This window comes from Paenibacillus sp. Y412MC10 (genome assembly GCF_000024685.1).
Classification (GTDB): Bacteria; Bacillota; Bacilli; order Paenibacillales; family Paenibacillaceae; genus Paenibacillus_AQ; species Paenibacillus_AQ lautus_A.
Map to the genome: position 1 here is coordinate 2875408 of NC_013406.1, position 16248 is coordinate 2891655.

Here is a 16248-nt window from a genome sequence, read left to right on the forward strand (position 1 = left end):
AATGCCGTTTGATATTGAGAGTAAATTTGTTATAGCAGTTGCTTCAAGTGCATTATTCGATTTAACAGAGTCTGATCGCGTATTCAGAGAAGAAGGAGAGGAAGCTTATCGAAAATATCAAAGAGAACATGAGAATGAAATATTAAGTCATGGTGTTGCGTACCCACTTATAAAGAGATTGTTAAGTATAAATACACCTGATGATCAAATCGTAGAAGTTGTCTTACTCTCACGAAATGACCCTGATACTGGCTTGAGAGTCTTTAAATCTATTGAACATTATGGTTTAACAATAAGTCGAGCTGTTTTTATCGCTGGAAGCAATCCCTTTAAATATATGTCAGCATTTAATGCAACCCTTTTTTTATCTGGAAACCCAGACGACGTCAAAGAAGCGGTCGCACATGGGTATCCTGCAGGATGTATCTATCCATCTGATTATATTGATGATGAAAGAGATAATGAAATACGATTAGCATTTGATTTTGATGGAATCATTGCAGATGATTCTGCTGAATCTATTTTTCAAGTTGGAGCTTTAGCAAAATTTCATTCACATGAAAAGGAGTTAGCGGGTCTGCCTTTACCAGCTGGACCTTTATTAAAGTTTTTTACAGAGATATCTAAATTACAACAAAAAGAGATTTTAAAAAATCAGAACGATCCTAACTATAAACCTAGAATTCGAATAGCAATTGCTACGGCTAGAAATGCACCTGCACATGAAAGAATGATTAACACACTTAGAAAACTTGATATCAGAGTTGATGAAGCATTCTTTCTCGGAGGAGTAGAGAAAATAAGAGTGTTGAGCGTTTTTATGCCACACATATTCTTTGATGATCAGGTAGATCATATTGAGGGTGTCGCTAGAATATTTCCCTCGGTACATGTTCCGTTTGGAGTCGTGAATAACAGGGATGATGACAAGTAATAATAGGGCTCAAACTTCGAAGACGGGAACATCTTATAACAAAATATTCACGCATCGGGGCTAATGCACCTTGGTCGTCCGATGTACAATCATGGGAGACAACTCGGACGACACACGAGCCGGCCTAAGATAAAAGCTATCTAAGGCCGGCTCGCGTCATGAATACAAGAACGTTAAGTGAAATATTCGTATGATTCATAATATAAACAATCATAGCCGATCAAGGAGCTGTGGTATGCAAATCAAACAAACTAAAGTGCACGAACTTAAAAATTAACTCAATCAAGAAGTACAGAATATTCATGCCACAATGAACATAAAGATTTTTTGGAGGGATTAGTAATTTAACGGCTTTATACAGAATATGGCTTGTAATATCTCTTATATTTCCGTTAATAGGTGTAATTAATTTTTGGCCTAATTATATTGATAATGAATTCCCGTTGTTTACTGATGTTGTGAGTGTTCTAATATTTCTTCCTTCATTTTTTATATTATTCTTCTCTTTATTGACACTTCTGATTAATAAACTACTGATAAAAAAGACTGTTTATAGATTTGTAGTTGGTATCACATTATATTGTTTAACATTTTTGGTTTTGTATTTTTTTTCAAAGATATCTGGAACATCAATATTAGAATAGCAACAATTTCATTAACTTCGTTAGCTGGTCTTATACACTATTGGATTTCATTTTTTATATCATTTAAATTCAATGCCGCTGATGGAATCAAAGAAAACATTTGGAGAAAGTAATACCAGTAGGTCATTAGATTATTGGTCTAACAATGGTATTGCTAAAATTTTTACGAGAAGATTGGATACATTAAGTACCGAGAATTCGTAGATAAGGACCTATAGATTCAGGGATTTTCAGATGGATAATTCGAGGAAGACGAATACATCACCTAACATTGCATTACCACAGCGGTCGCTACGCTCCCTTGGTCGCCAGGAGGAAGTTTCGAAGAAGTTAATTCAGGTGACACATCCAACCGGCTAAGTGGCAGAGTCACCCAGACCTGCGGTCCTTAAGCCGATTGGACGTCGGTAATGCGCGAACGTTATCCGAAATCTCTGCAGGAAAAGAATAAGGAGAAGAGTAAATGATAAGAGGAATTAGTTTTGAAATTCCAAATGAATACGGAAGATTTCTCGAAGATATATTAAAACCTTTTAAAGTAGAAGATCATAATTGGTGGATTGATGGGGAAGAGTCATACATTATACTAGATGGCAAACTGGATGCACTTTTTTCAGGGTTAATTGAATGTATGGATGGTGAAACACTAAGAAACGTCATTAAGAACAACGATTATTATTTAATATTCCAAGACCTTAGAGCTTTTCCTAAAGGCAGTAAACCAATTGAAATTAAAACTTACGATGATTTTCTCAGAAGTAACTGCGAATTGGCATTATTAGTTGTCGATAGTTCTTATACAACAATTTATTGCAAAAATGCCAAGTTAGTAGAAGGGCTGTATTCTAACGCAAAAAAACAGGCCTATACAAATATAAAATACATAACTGACGAGAATGATTTCAGAACAAGCCTTTCTGTATGGTAGGAAAGTATTAATGCAATTAAATCAGGAAGGAAGAGACATCGGATAACATTACATTCCTACTTCGTCGCTGACGCCCTTGGTCGCCAAGAGGGATATCGGAGAAGCTTATTCAGGCGACACATTCAACCAGCTAAGTCTTTCGACCCGGCAACTTTGTTGCCTTAAGCCGCTTGAACGTCAGGAATGCGGGAACGTTAGATGAAATCATCGCAATATTTTTATTGAAAGTAATTCATTGGAGGAATAAATGAAAAGGGTCTTAGTCATTGGTTGTCCTGGCTCAGGTAAGTCAACTTTTTCATCAAGACTAAGTAAAGAATCAGGCTTACCTGTAATTCATTTAGATTCATTTTACTGGAAACCAGGATGGATCAGTTGTAGTAATCAGGAGTTTGATGAAATACTACAAAAATTATTAGTTCAGGAAACCTATATCATGGATGGAAACTATGGAAGGACATTAGATTATAGAATTCCTTATACGGACACTGTTTACTTTTTCGATTTTCCGCGATATCTATGTCTTTATAGGGTAATGAAAAGGACAATCTTAAATCATGGTACAACTGGAGAATACATGGGGAAGGGTTGTCTAGAAAGTATTGATTATAAATTTATAAAGTCCGTATGGAATTTTAGGAAGAATCATCGGATGAGAATAATTAATATATTAGAGAAGTACAAGGGAAGTAAGAGTATCATAATTTTTAGAAAGCCCAAGGAAGTAAAAAACTATTTTAAGAGCTATTCCAAGTAATTCGAAGAAGGCGACAACATCATCTAACATAATATCTACGCTGCGGGCCGTTCGGCCCTTGGTCTGCGAGATGTGATTCGGGGTAGCAATTTCGGCAGACAACCCTGCGAGGCTAAGTCCGTCGGACCCGGCGCGTTTGCGCCTTAAGCCTCTCGGGTTCGTAGATACAGTAACGTTAAGTGAAGTTACTGCAGACAACATTGCAGACCATATATAAATAAAAATAATCAACAAAACCTATAAAAGCGTTATAAAATGAGTTATACTGAGGTAAGAATAAGTAAGGAGCCGTGCGCTAACACGACTCCAAAGTACAATAACTGCATAAAGAGCAGTCGGCCACGTAAGATGGGTCGGAAATAGACCGTTATCCTAGCCAGGGCGGTCTATTTCTTTTTCATGTAGGTGAGCAATGCCAAAATGAACATGCCAAACATGAACATTAAGGAAAGTGCATCTTTGACCTCCATGGGCATCACCTCCCTTCTGGGAGATTAGCCGACCGCCCTTTTAGCCGTATATTGTACTAGAAAATTATAACATATAGAACATGATAAAATACCATATAGAATATTATAAATAACTAGAATACATAGAAAAACAATATTTAATCTAAATAGTTATGAGAATGTAAATACAGAGAAGGCAGTAACATCACTTAACAATGCATCTATGCTGCGGGGCATTCGCCCCTTGGTTGTCAGAAGCAAGCTCATAGGCGAATATTCAGACAACACACGGCCCGGCCTAAGATAAGAACTATCTCAGGCCGGGTCGCGTCACAGATGCGGGAACGTTATATGACATACCCAGATCAGATCTCTCAAAGAAGTGAGGTGAAAATCATGAACCAAGAATATAAAGATTATGATGATCTTCAATTATATGATTCTGTTATTGAAAGTCTAGAGATTAATCATAAAACTAGAACCTTGTCGTTTCGGCTGCTAAAAGTAGTTAGTAGATTAGATAGAAATGAAGGCAGGAACTTTACATATAAAGTGAAGCAAGGAAGCCTTATTTTTCACAGTGTATTATTTACCAATTTTTCATATGGACTTGAGTGGGGAGAGTGGAGTGAATTCTATAGATCAGCAATTCTGGATTCATCAGATCTATTGAATCGATTTCAAAATCGATCTAATAAGTCACTTAAACATGTCTATCTTGGAATTGATAATGGCAATGAATACAGAGAAATTGATGTAATTTGCTCAAAATATGAAATGCAATTAGAAGATCAAGAGTTTATATTACATGATGATTTTGATTGGCTCTATGAAGAATAGAAATTTAATGAAGGCATCTCAGGGAAGTGGGTACGTCACATAACACCGTTTTCACGCATCGGGCTTTCGCCCTTGGTCCGGCAGAAGATAATGAGAGGGAGCTGAGGCAGCCGGACACATCCGACATTCGTCGGACGTCGTGAATACAGGGAACGTTAGGCGAAATATCTGCAATAACAAATCTTTAAGGACTGATATGATGGAAATATCCAATAAAAAAATCAATGAAATTCTTAATAAAGAGCACAGTCTTAAATATCATGACAAATCAGAACTAATTGATGTAGTATGGCCAGACTTTGTGGAGGTAGAAGGTTGCATTTTAATAAAAAGTACACTGAAGATAATATAAAAATTAATATTGAACATATTATTCACCAGTTTGGGGATCGAACTGGATTTGAAACAAGTGAAAGTCATGTACATATGATTGATATATCAAAAACCTTTAAAAAACATCCTTTAGAAGGGTTGATGTTTGCAAAGAAGCTATTAGAAATATGGTCTATTAAACTGAAAATTGATTTTCCAGAATATGAATTTATACTTATCTTAACTTATCATGACGATGACACAATTTTACGTTTTCATAGATTAAGAGAATCAGAAGAGACTTGGATAAACATTAATAATATAGAGGATTTCGAAGAAGGGATCATTATTAGGAAAGTGTAATCAAAGAAGGCAGGTACATCGCCTAACAAAGTATCTACGCTGCGGGCTTTGCCCTTGGTTCGCAAGAAGTGGTGGGAGGAGAAGCTGAATCAGCTCACAACCCTGCGAGACTAGGTCCACTGGACCCGGCGCATATGCGCCTTTAGCCTCTCGGGTTCGTAGATACCTAACGTTAGCTGAAATACGATGCTCTTTGATTATGGGGTGAATTTAATGAAGGAAGAATTTATAAACATACAGATCAAAGTTCATAGGGCAACTAAAACTGATAGTCAAAGTATACTTGATCTTTGGAAAGGATCTGCTAGATGGATTCAATCTAAAGGGATTAATCAATGGAATCCGGATCATTTTAATATTAATCAAGTTCATGAATGCTTCGATAGCGGATTTGAATTTTATTTAGCACGAATGAACGGAGAAGTAGTAGGAACCTTATATATCTGTTGGTCAGATCCGATTCTATGGGAAGAACTTGACAATAACAATTCCGGATATATCCATAGATTCGCGGTAAGTAGAGCTCATATCGGGAGTGGAATTGGCAGACAGTTAATTAATTGGGCTGAAGTATATATTAGAAACTCAGGTAAAAACATAAGACTCGATTGTATGGCTGAGAATGCTAGATTAAATCGATATTATATTGATATGGGATACAAGCAGATTAGATACATAGAATGGAAGAATGGTTGGAAGATCAATTTATATGAGAAGTACTAATTTGGGGGCAACTCAGGGTGCTTCAGCTAACATTATATTCACGTGGTGGGCCGACTTTCGTCATCCCTTGGTCCACCAGAGGATATTGGCAAGGAAGTGGAGCCAGGCGGACAACCCTGCGAGGCTAACTTCGCAAGCGCAGCCGGCGACGTTGTCACCTTAAGCCTCTCGGGTTCGTGAATACGGGAACGTTATAAGAAATCCCCTGAAATCATTGAAAGAAATGGAGGAGAGATCCATAGAAAATTCTTTGTTCATTCATCAGATGGAAACTGCGGGTTTAAATAAAGAAATTAAAGAACTCGAACGACTCATCCGTTCGTTAAGTCTATCCGATCAATTAGGGCTACATAGTAAACTAAGTCTACAGACATTAGAAGTCATTAAAGATTATAAGGATCAGATCGATATTCGTAAGCATGTTAAAGAACATATGATTTGGTATTACTTTAGTCAGCAAGAGTGGAGAGAAGCAGTTTTAGAAGAGGTCATTCATGTCTATAACGAAGAAGGAATTATTGCGATGGAAAGTATTGTTGTAAGCGCCTTAAAAGAAGATCAGGTAGAAGAACATCAGATTGAAACGATAAGAAAAGCATTTGATACAAAAGAAGTTAAAAAGCAAATTAATAAGTGGCTTGAAAGAAATGGGAAAAACTAATGCAGCACACTCATTGAGGAAGGGGACATCTTATAACATAATATTCACGCTGCGGACATTCGTCCTTGGTACGGCATTCGCCGGACACCCGACATACGTCGGGTCGTGAATACAGGAACGTTATCGGAAATTCCCTGAATGCGTAAGGAGGTAGGTCGAGATGTTAGTTGAAAACCAAGTATTGACTAGTAACTATCAACTCAAAGAAGGTTCTTTCCTGTACTCACTTTTAGAAGAAGCATCATTCAATGAAATAGCATTTTGGAACTATTACAATGCAGTTATTGAAATAATTGATCAAACTAAAGATAAACAATTAGATAGAGAATTAACAAAGATCATACATTGGACATACAAGAGGGTCATGCGATCTTTTTTATGTCATTTTGATCCCAGTGATGTATTTAAAATTAGTGACTTTCCGGATGATAGATTTATTTATTTTTATGAACGTCTTGATTTTATGATTGATGGTTACTACGAAGGATTCATAATGAGCGAGAAGCAATTTGGTGACAATATTAAGAACCCAAAGTATCCAGAATTATATTAAAGAGAAATTGAAAGCAATTCAGAGAAGAGGGAACATCCGATAACACCATATTCACGCATTGGGGCATTCGCCCCTCGGTCCGGTAGCAGTCAGATGTATTTCGATGAGGCATTTCAGTATACGAAGAAGCAGAATCAGCCGGACACATCCCACCACCTAACCGCATCGCGGCCGCCCTTCGGGCTTAAGGTGGTGGGACGTCGTGAATACAAGAACGTTATCTGAAACCTAGGCAGAGCAAATAAAAAGAATTTTTTGAACAGCTTTATTTAACTAAATGATCATAACCTTTGATTAGTTCTTCAAGTGCATTTAACTTAATCTCTGTCATCTTTTTAACAATATCAAGCGTCACTGAACCTGGTTGCGGTGTTTCCCGAACCTCTTTAGAATATTTATCAAGTACTTCCATAGCATGAATCCATTCAAAGATAAGTTCTTCTTCGTTCTTATTGATATGTAATAAACTCAAGTAGTCTCTAACTTGTGAATCAACTATAGAAGGTGCAAGATAATAGTGATCTCCTTGCTGATAGTCACTTTTTGAATGTGCAAATAATGCATTTATTTGACTGTAAGTATATTTCAAATAACTGAATAGTCGGATCTTTGCTGTTGCTCTAGCCCCAATCTAAGATGTCCCAAACATCACATAACAAAGTATTCACACCGCAGGCCTATCGCCCCTTGGTCGGCAGATGTATAATCTTTGAAGAAGCTCAGTCAACAAACGAGCCAGTCTAAGATAAGAGCTATCTAAGGCTGCGTCGAGTCGTGAATACAGGAACGTTATGTGAAATACCTGTAGAGTAATAAAACCCATAACAGATAAACATTCTATGTTTGGAGATGTCAAAATGATCGATTTGAAAGAATATCATGAAACTGAAGTAAGCTATTTATTGGCCGAGTGTATGTGGCCAGATAATGAAAGAATATTTCAAGAACTCAATAAGTACAAAGCGGATGACTCAAGGAAACTTTATGGGAGATTCATGAATAATGAGCTTATAGGGCTAATAGGACTAATACATCTTTCGACAAAGGAAGTTGAGCTGAAACATATAGCGATTCGAACTGATTATAGGAGGCAAGGAATAGGAAGAGACATGATTAATGAGTATATAAAGAAGAATGAAATAAACAAGATGATAGCAGAAACACATGAAGATGCAGTCAATTTTTATAGAAATATTGGATTTGAAATCATGAGTTTAGGGGAGAAATACCCTGGTGTTGAAAGATTTCAATGCATTTTACAAGGATAATAAGATCATGTGAGAGAAGATCAGGAAGATAGGTATTTCACATAACAAAATTCAATGTGAAATACCGGGACTGATATTTAAGGAGGGAGTGAATTCATGAAGAAAGCAGATATAACTAAAACCCTCGAAAGAAAGAAACCTTAAAATGAGTTCAATTTTGAAGATCCAAGACTATTAACAATACAACAAACTAGTTTAAATTTTCTATTCCCTTTAGTACTGGAGCGATTAGAAGAGAATCCTTTACGATCAGGGGACTTATATGTTGGGGATTTGTTTTATTCAATACTTAAAGTTGATAAAGAATATTGGGAAAGCAACATAGAAGTAAGGAACGAGTTGGATGAAGTAATAAGAATTTACGAAATGCCAGAGACACAATAGATAATTATATTAACAAATTGTAAGTATACTCAGAAAGCCGGTACATCCCATAACATAATATTCACGCAGCGGGGCTTACACCCCTTGGTCGTCCGATGTATAATCATGGAAGATGACTCGGACGACACACGAGCCGGCCTAAGATAAGAGCTATCTATGGCCGGCTCGCGTCGTGAATACGGTAACGTTAGACGAAACCGCCAGAAGCAAAACAAAAAGGATTATTAGGAGACCTTATGGAAATCAAATTCAACCCAGTTACTTATAAAGAGAAGAATACATTATCTAATTTGTATCAATTTTATGAGTATGATTTTAGTCTATATACTAATCGAGAAATTAATAAAGATGGAAGATTTGAAGTAAACATTGATTATTTTTGGGAAGGCGACAAGAGAGTTGTTTACCGAAGATGGGTGGATATATAAATACAGTAAGTACGAAGAAAACAATGAATAAGAGGTAAGCAGATTCGAAGAAGTCGGTTCCTTTATATAACTCCGCATTCACGCATCGGGACTAACGCCCCTCGGTCCGCGAGAAGCATTTTCTAAAGCAGCTGATTCAGCGGACAACCCTGCACCACCTAACCGCATCGCGGCCGGGGACCCAGGAGGCTAAGATAAGAGCCATTTAAGCCTCCCGGGTCCCCTTAAGGTGGTGAGAGTTCGTGAATGCCATAACGTTAGATGAAATTGCCGAAATGAAAGGATAACTAATGTTATGGGAAACACAATAGATTTGAATAATAAAAATAGAGACAATATTAAACCACTCTCAATGTCTAATACTTTGACGGCTGTTTTCTTAGAAGTATTAGTTTTAAGTGGATCTATGACAGCAAATACCAATCGTGAGAAAGAACTTATCATATGGTTGGCTCAGCGGGATCAGGAAGTTGTTGGCATAGGTACAGTAGGTTTTGATATTGATGAACTCCCATGGACAATTGAAAGTTTTATAGCGGAGAAGCAGTTTCTATTAAAAGCATTAGATAATGCAATAAGTGAGCTGGGGTGGAGTAAGTTAAGTTATGAACCTAATAAAGAAATGATTATTAGCTGTCTTGATCATTTCAAAAAAATGATTATAGCGTTTGAGGTAAATGATGTAGATGAGCGACAGTATTTAGATTGGATAGAAGACAATGAGCAAGATGAGACACCAACAATACCAAGAGGTTACCCAAAATGCGAAAAACATAATATATTGTTATCATGTCATGGATGCTTGATTTGTAATAATGAATATTGAGTATATTCAAGAAGCCGTCAACATCATCTAACATTATATTCACGCATCGGAGCCTAAACGGCTCCTCGGTCCTCAAGAAGTGATTGGTAGGGAAGTAATTTCAGCGGACACACCCGCACCGCGGCCGCTCCCGTTGGTCGCATAAGTCAGTGGGACGTCGTGAATACGGGAACGTTATAGGAAATCAGCGCAAATCAATAAAAATAAAGGATGTAATTAAATGCTTGATTACATATGGATTGATGACGAAACATCAATATTAAATCAGGTCAAAGGTCAATATAAATATGCTTTAATCATTACTAATCCTTTTATTCAAATGCCGCAAGGCTGGTACAACAATAAAAAAATTAGTGGCCTTGAATATACATACCCAACAAATGAGGAAATAATTGAGTATGGTAAACCTGTTTTGTGGAGTCAAATATTAAAGCTAACTGAACTTGAAGATTTAAGAAGTTTAGCTTTAGCGATGAAAACATACATATCAGCATTAAATAAATTCTATGCAAGGTCTGATTTAATGGAGAAACTTAAACTAGGGTTGCAAGAAGACGTATATTTGCCTAACGAAGATAAGATCTCTCAGTTCTTAATTCCAACAATAATTGAAGTGTTTAAATCAAGGGGAATTACAAAAATTCAATACTCAGAGCCAATATTTGATACAAGTGGCGAAATACTAGTAGATGATATTACAATTCAAAACTTTTATGAAATGACACCTTCAGAAATTATTGTAACGGACGAAACTAATGATACAGCATTTTTAAGTGTTTATGATTCATTTATTACACTCATGTTAACCAATGATATAAACACGAAGGAAACAATTCTTAGTGCAGGTTGGGAAGCGATTGAATGTAATGAAGATACAATGATTAATTGGTATCTTAAGTAATAAACTTCTATATGTAGATGATTCAAAGAAGTCACTGACATCCTATAACATAGTATGTACGCTGGGGCTACGCCCTTGGTTCGCAAGAAGTAATAGCAGAGAAGTGGAATCAGCTCACAACCCTGCGAGGCTAAGTCCGTCGGACCCAGTCACTACGCTCCTTTAAGCCTCTCGGGTTCGCAGATACAGAGCCGTTATGGGAAATACCTGAGGAAGGAAATAACTATGGGATACCAGAGTAATATTTATCTATTCATTTTTTTATTTGTATTACTCTCAGGCATTATACTAGCTGTCATGCTTAGGAAGAAGAAGAGTATCGTAGTTGGAATAATAGCGATAACTATGCTTATCTGCATTCCGATTATTTTTATCATTTCTAATTTACATGAGGATAATTTGAAAAAGGAAATAATCAAAGTAATTGAATTTCGCGGCGGTCATGTAATAACTATAGAAAAATTAAAAGAACAGGACTTTACAACACCATTTAACTATGAAGTTAGCAATTACAACATTTTATTTAAGATAACATTTACAAAAGACAGTAATGAGCATGTGGCATGGTACAGAGCTGTTAAGACAATTAATAATATTCATGATCAAACCCCTGGCAGATATAATGATGGTTATGGAGAAAAGTGGATTTTTGAATGAGAATTCATGAAGTCAGGTACTTCACATAACACCATATTCCCGCAGCGTGGACATTCGTCTCTTTGTCCGCCGAGGATGAAGCGAATTCACTCCGGAGTATATTCAGCTACAGGGAAGCGTTGGCGGACAACCCTGCGAACCTAACCGCGTCGCGGCCGGCCCTTCAGGCCTTAAGGTTCTCGGGTTCGGGAATACATAAACGTTAGGCGAAATATCACGAATAATGAAAGGGATAAACCAGTGAAAATCAGTATTCTAGCAAACCGAATACTTGAATTTAGGGAAATTAACTATTTAGAACTGACTCAAGAACATCGAGCTGTAACTGAAGAAAAGTTCAATAATCTATGTAAAGAGTATTTAGACAATCTAGTATTGAGCAATGAGAATGAAGAAATGTTTAAGATCATCACTAATGATTGGAATAGCTTGTCATTTCCCATACCACTTATGTTTAAAACCTACCAGAGAGTTATAGAAATAAAACCAACAGAAATAACTTTATATTCAATGTTTGTCGATTATTTATTACTCTATGGTCCTGATTGGGAAGAGGAAGCATTAGAAATTACAGAACATATTAAACAAAAAGACTATATAAAAGCATTGGAAACAGTAAATAGAGTAGACTATTATAAGACCTTTTAGCAGATTATTCAAAGAGGTGTGGTACTTCATCTAATATTATATTCACGCATCTGATCCTATCGGCTCCTCGGTCCGCAAGAAGTGAACGGCAGAGAAGTGAATTCAGCGGACACATCCGCACCGACTAAATGCATCGCGGCCGCTCCCATTGGTCGCTTAAGTCGGTGGGACGTCGTGAATAAGAGAACGTTATGTGAAATTAATGCTGAATTGAAAATCTCAAACCAACTAAGAAACTTACCCATAACCTAACCTTCAAATTTATCTGAATGCATTTACTTAGTAATTATGAAAGGTGTTGTTTAATGATAATAGAAGTGGATGGTTACTTTAATCAAGCCTTACTTCAGTCAGAGGTGAATTATTCTTTAGAAGAAATTGAACAGATATATTTAGTTTTAAAAACCAAAATAGAATTGATAGATGAATTACCTAAATTACTTTGTGAACATTACAACATGCTTGAAATTGATAAAAATATTGAAAATAAAGTGGATATAGTAATAGACACTGATACTGATAGAATTTACAAACCAAATTATTAAAGAATAATAAAACTAGATTATTTGGGGGTGAATTCGAAGAAGGCATTAGTATCATCTAAGCAAGTATTCTCGCTTCTGTTCATTCGGCCCTCGGTCCGGCAGATGATCTTTCAGGAAGTAGATCAGCCGAACACATCCGTTCCCCTAAGATAAGAGCTATCTAAGGGGAACGGACGCGTGAAACAGAAACTTTATAAGAAATCACCGCAAAACATAAAAACCAAATCGATGAGAGTGATTATTTGAATGGGGAATAATAAATTTCTATTAGTACTTTTAATTTTTCTTATTCTAGTTGGATGTAATGGAGAAACATCCAAATCAGAAATAATAATGAATAATGGCAATGGAGAAACATTTGAATCTGAACAAGCGACTAAAGAGAGCAAAACAATTGAATTCATTAACGATGACCATGATGTTTATGTTTATGGGAGATTATCAGAACACGGTGATAAGATTTCAGATTTTGTTATTAGATATAATAAGGGTGAAGTAGGCCCGTTTCAATGGATCCAAAGTTCGTTGAGAGATCCGATAATTTACTCTGAAGATATTAATCAAGATAATCAAAATGAAATCGTCTTTATCAACATTTTAGATCATGGAACTGGAATTATACTTTCGGAAGCGCATGTAGTATCAATCAATTCGGTCGAAGCCATCGTTGAACCTATACAAGATATTATCAAAGAGAATGTAACATTTTCAGGAAGAAAAGTTTATTTAGGAGATAGCTTGATATATGAATCATCAAAGTATGGTGACTTAAAGGCATATTATGACGATTGGATAAACTATAAAGTGGTCGATGGGAAGTTAATTGGCGGTGTGAGAATTGGTGATGGCAGAACAGAACAATATGCCGGTTATTTGGAAGTGGAGTATGCTTTTTGCGAGGGGAAATATATTGCACAAGAAATTAGACACATTGATGACGACAAGATGCAAACCGAAGGAACACCGTTACAATTTACAAAACGAAAGAACTAGTGAGTAAGGCTTCGAAGGCGAGGTCATCTTATAAAACCATGTTCACGCATCGGGCATTCGCCCTCGGTCCGGCACAAAGTTAGAAGCGGAATCAGCCGGACACACCCACCCGTACCACCTAACCGTCATCGCGGCCGCCCCTGTCGGGGCTTAAGGTGGTGGGGCGTCGTGAACACATTAACGTTACCCGAAAGACATGTGAAACTTAAAAAACATAGAAAAGGAAGATCATATGAAACGAATAGACGTTGCGTATTCTTTGATTACAGATACAGACAAAACAAAAATCCTCATGGTGAAAAATCATAAAAACGGTACTTGGTCATTACCAGGTGGAGGCGTTGAAGAAAACGAGTCCTTAGATGCGGCTGCAATCCGCGAAGCAAAAGAAGAAACAGGATTTGATATTAAAGTCCACGGTGTAGTGGCTATCAATGAAGCAATATTAACACGACATGATGAACACGTAGTGTTTATTACCTCTAGAGCTGAAATAATAGGCGGACAACAAGAGATAACTAGACCAACCGAAATTAGTCATGTTGAATGGGTAGATATTGATAGAGCAGATGAATTTATGCCTTATTATCAAGAAGGATTAGAAAATATTGCAAGAAACGAGATTGAAATCAAGTATTTTAATGAAGGAAAAGTTTAAAGGAATTGTAAGTAAATCGAGGATTTCGGGGGAGTAGGATCAACCGGACAACCCTGCACTGGCTAAGTCCGTCGGACCCGTTGATTCGCCCCTTAAGCCAGTGAGAGGGTTCGTGAATACAAAGACGTTATCTGAAAGATTGGCAAAAATCATAATAGAAAACATTGATGGGAGAGCATTTTATGAGCCGCCTGGTAATCATGACGGTTGGAAAAACTCATAGTGGAAAAACCACTTTTGCTAAAGAATTAGAATCTGTACTACAACAAGCCATAGTCATTGATCAGGATAATCATGCTGAATTTATTAATAGCCATTATATGAAACTTCGCCCTATAGAAGGTCCCAATACTTTAAAATTCTCTATAACAAATGCTATTGTTAACTATGCTATGGAGCAAAGCAATTTCCACATTATCTTAAGCAATTCCAATTTAAATAAATCAGGAAGAACAAATGTACTCCAGAACTTTCATGACAATGGATTTGAAAGTATTATAGTCCACTTTAATTTACCAATTGATTTATTGAAAGAACGTGTTACACAAACCCAAAGAAGTAAAGCTATATTTAGAAGTGCCTTGAGCTTTTTGGAAGTATTGGAGAGACAAGAAAATACGATAGAAATTCAACCTACTAAAGATGAGGCTAATTATCTATTTGACATCAAGGACCCCAATGATACTTTGGAAATTATTCAACAAATAAAAGAGATAAGTGAATTTAGATAATTTGAAGATGGTCGATTCATCAACATGGTATTCACGCTGCGTCGCTATCGCTCCTTGGTCCGGCCGAGGTAGAAGAAGTGGAATCAAAGAGGCATTTCATTTGCAGAGAAGCTAAATCAGCCGGTCAACCCTGCACTCGCCTAACCGCATCGCGGCCACTCCCTACGGTCGTTTAAGGCAGTGAGTGTTCGTGAATACAATAACGTTAGCCGAAAGAAGTTCTTAGTTTAGGAGGAGTCTATATGATATTAGAAAAAGTTATAAATAGAATTGCAATACAAAGTGAATATAAGGATTTTGTTGATAAATATATAAATCATATACTTACCGAATTTAAAGGTAAGATTCATAGCATTTATATGTGTGGCTCGATTCCAAAAGGAACTGCTAAACCTTTTAAGTCAGATGCAGACTTTACTATTGTATGTGTAAATCCCAAAGATATTGATTACGAAAGATTGTCAAATATTAAAGACAGGCTTTTAGAAGAATATCCAATAGTAACTAAGATTGATACGATAATTTGCTCGATTGACGATGTATTAAGTAAACCGAATGAGTGGGGTTTTTGGGTTAAGATAATTTGTGTTTGCATACATGGTGATGACGTTGGTGAAAAAGTACCACCGATCATTATTTCTGCAGAGTTCATTCTAGACTTAAATACAGAGACCAAGGAAGAAGTAAATCGTGTACGTCGTTCACTTTCTACTGCTAGTGATCACACGATGAAAACTAGATATATTAAAGGGTATTCGAAGAGATTAATTCGTGCATTATACTCTTTGGTTTTAGAAGATACAGGTGTATGGCAAGATGACATTATTAAGATGAAGAATGCCATATTAAACTATTGTGAGATTGACTCCGCTTTAGTTGATTATCTGTATGCTTGTTACTTGGATAGTGATGTACTTGTTGAAGAGTTTCTGGGAATTACAGATGAAGTATATAGCTATTTTGAGAACGCCTTAAATACAATGGCTGCTTCCAGAACTTCCCTCGGCTAACACCATATTAACGCTCGGGGCCACTCTCTAGAAGC

At 36.6% G+C, this 16248-nt stretch carries 20 protein-coding genes and 1 pseudogene; 19 read left to right on the forward strand and 2 right to left on the reverse strand.

Going from position 1 to position 16248, the window contains the following annotated elements; translation table 11 throughout:
• Position 1 precedes the first annotated feature (1 nt).
• Positions 2–934: a 5'-nucleotidase gene (locus tag GYMC10_RS12595; protein ID WP_015734795.1), complete on the forward strand. Its 933-nt coding sequence runs from the start codon at positions 2–4 to the stop codon at positions 932–934.
• Positions 935–2041: 1107 nt separating this feature from the next.
• Positions 2042–2506: a DUF2691 family protein gene (locus GYMC10_RS12600; protein WP_015734796.1), complete on the forward strand. Its 465-nt coding sequence runs from the start codon at positions 2042–2044 to the stop codon at positions 2504–2506.
• Between the two features lie 1143 nt (positions 2507–3649).
• On the opposite strand, the gene GYMC10_RS32745 is transcribed toward GYMC10_RS12600, so the two are convergent.
• Positions 3650–3733: a putative holin-like toxin gene (locus GYMC10_RS32745; protein ID WP_220687457.1), complete on the reverse strand. Its 84-nt coding sequence runs from the start codon at positions 3731–3733 to the stop codon at positions 3650–3652.
• A gap of 375 nt (positions 3734–4108) precedes the next feature.
• On the opposite strand from GYMC10_RS32745, the gene GYMC10_RS12610 reads away from it, so the two are divergent.
• From GYMC10_RS12610 to GYMC10_RS12630, 5 genes are all read left to right on the forward strand, one after another.
• On the forward strand, positions 4109–4552 hold the full coding sequence (locus GYMC10_RS12610) for a hypothetical protein (RefSeq protein ID WP_015734798.1): 444 nt from the start codon (positions 4109–4111) through the stop codon (positions 4550–4552).
• A gap of 315 nt (positions 4553–4867) precedes the next feature.
• Positions 4868–5227, forward strand: a complete 360-nt coding sequence (locus GYMC10_RS12615; protein WP_015734800.1) for a hypothetical protein — start codon at positions 4868–4870, stop codon at positions 5225–5227.
• Positions 5228–5440: 213 nt separating this feature from the next.
• Positions 5441–5950 carry a GNAT family N-acetyltransferase gene (locus GYMC10_RS12620; protein ID WP_015734801.1) on the forward strand — a complete coding sequence of 170 codons (510 nt, stop codon included), beginning with the start codon at positions 5441–5443 and terminating at the stop codon, positions 5948–5950.
• Between the two features lie 214 nt (positions 5951–6164).
• On the forward strand, positions 6165–6611 hold the full coding sequence (locus GYMC10_RS12625; RefSeq protein ID WP_187293015.1) for a hypothetical protein: 447 nt from the start codon (positions 6165–6167) through the stop codon (positions 6609–6611).
• Between the two features lie 160 nt (positions 6612–6771).
• Positions 6772–7164: an Imm41 family immunity protein gene (locus tag GYMC10_RS12630; RefSeq protein ID WP_015734803.1), complete on the forward strand. Its 393-nt coding sequence runs from the start codon at positions 6772–6774 to the stop codon at positions 7162–7164.
• A 265-nt stretch (positions 7165–7429) separates the two neighbouring features.
• Here GYMC10_RS12630 and GYMC10_RS32515 read toward each other — a convergent pair whose 3' ends face one another.
• A complete protein-coding gene (locus GYMC10_RS32515; protein WP_041621979.1) occupies positions 7430–7636 on the reverse strand; it encodes a hypothetical protein in 207 nt (68 codons plus the stop codon).
• Positions 7637–8021: 385 nt separating this feature from the next.
• On the opposite strand from GYMC10_RS32515, the gene GYMC10_RS12640 reads away from it, so the two are divergent.
• From GYMC10_RS12640 to GYMC10_RS12690, 12 genes and pseudogenes are all read left to right on the forward strand, one after another.
• Entirely contained in the window at positions 8022–8432 is a 411-nt protein-coding gene (locus GYMC10_RS12640) for a GNAT family N-acetyltransferase (RefSeq protein ID WP_015734804.1), read from the forward strand.
• Positions 8433–8591: 159 nt separating this feature from the next.
• Positions 8592–8816: pseudogene (locus GYMC10_RS33275) on the forward strand (contact-dependent growth inhibition system immunity protein); the annotation flags it as partial.
• A 236-nt stretch (positions 8817–9052) separates the two neighbouring features.
• Positions 9053–9244, forward strand: coding sequence for a hypothetical protein (locus GYMC10_RS12645; RefSeq protein WP_015734805.1), 192 nt, complete (start codon positions 9053–9055; stop codon positions 9242–9244).
• A gap of 295 nt (positions 9245–9539) precedes the next feature.
• Entirely contained in the window at positions 9540–10070 is a 531-nt protein-coding gene (locus tag GYMC10_RS12650) for a hypothetical protein (RefSeq protein ID WP_015734806.1), read from the forward strand.
• A gap of 220 nt (positions 10071–10290) precedes the next feature.
• The gene (locus GYMC10_RS12655; RefSeq protein ID WP_015734807.1) at positions 10291–10971 is read left to right on the forward strand and encodes a DUF2711 domain-containing protein; all 681 of its coding nucleotides are present in this window, start codon (positions 10291–10293) and stop codon (positions 10969–10971) included.
• A gap of 225 nt (positions 10972–11196) precedes the next feature.
• Complete coding sequence (locus GYMC10_RS12660) at positions 11197–11628, forward strand: hypothetical protein (protein ID WP_015734808.1); 432 nt, start codon at positions 11197–11199, stop codon at positions 11626–11628.
• A 240-nt stretch (positions 11629–11868) separates the two neighbouring features.
• Positions 11869–12276, forward strand: coding sequence for a hypothetical protein (locus GYMC10_RS12665; protein WP_015734809.1), 408 nt, complete (start codon positions 11869–11871; stop codon positions 12274–12276).
• Positions 12277–12581: 305 nt separating this feature from the next.
• A complete protein-coding gene (locus tag GYMC10_RS12670) occupies positions 12582–12821 on the forward strand; it encodes a hypothetical protein (RefSeq protein ID WP_015734810.1) in 240 nt (79 codons plus the stop codon).
• 246 nt (positions 12822–13067) lie between these two features.
• A complete protein-coding gene (locus tag GYMC10_RS12675) occupies positions 13068–13814 on the forward strand; it encodes a hypothetical protein (protein WP_015734811.1) in 747 nt (248 codons plus the stop codon).
• Positions 13815–14046: 232 nt separating this feature from the next.
• Entirely contained in the window at positions 14047–14472 is a 426-nt protein-coding gene (locus GYMC10_RS12680) for an NUDIX hydrolase (protein ID WP_015734812.1), read from the forward strand.
• 182 nt (positions 14473–14654) lie between these two features.
• Entirely contained in the window at positions 14655–15203 is a 549-nt protein-coding gene (locus GYMC10_RS12685; RefSeq protein ID WP_015734813.1) for an ATP-binding protein, read from the forward strand.
• A 242-nt stretch (positions 15204–15445) separates the two neighbouring features.
• The gene (locus GYMC10_RS12690) at positions 15446–16213 is read left to right on the forward strand and encodes a nucleotidyltransferase domain-containing protein (RefSeq protein ID WP_015734814.1); all 768 of its coding nucleotides are present in this window, start codon (positions 15446–15448) and stop codon (positions 16211–16213) included.
• Positions 16214–16248: the final 35 nt, after the last annotated feature.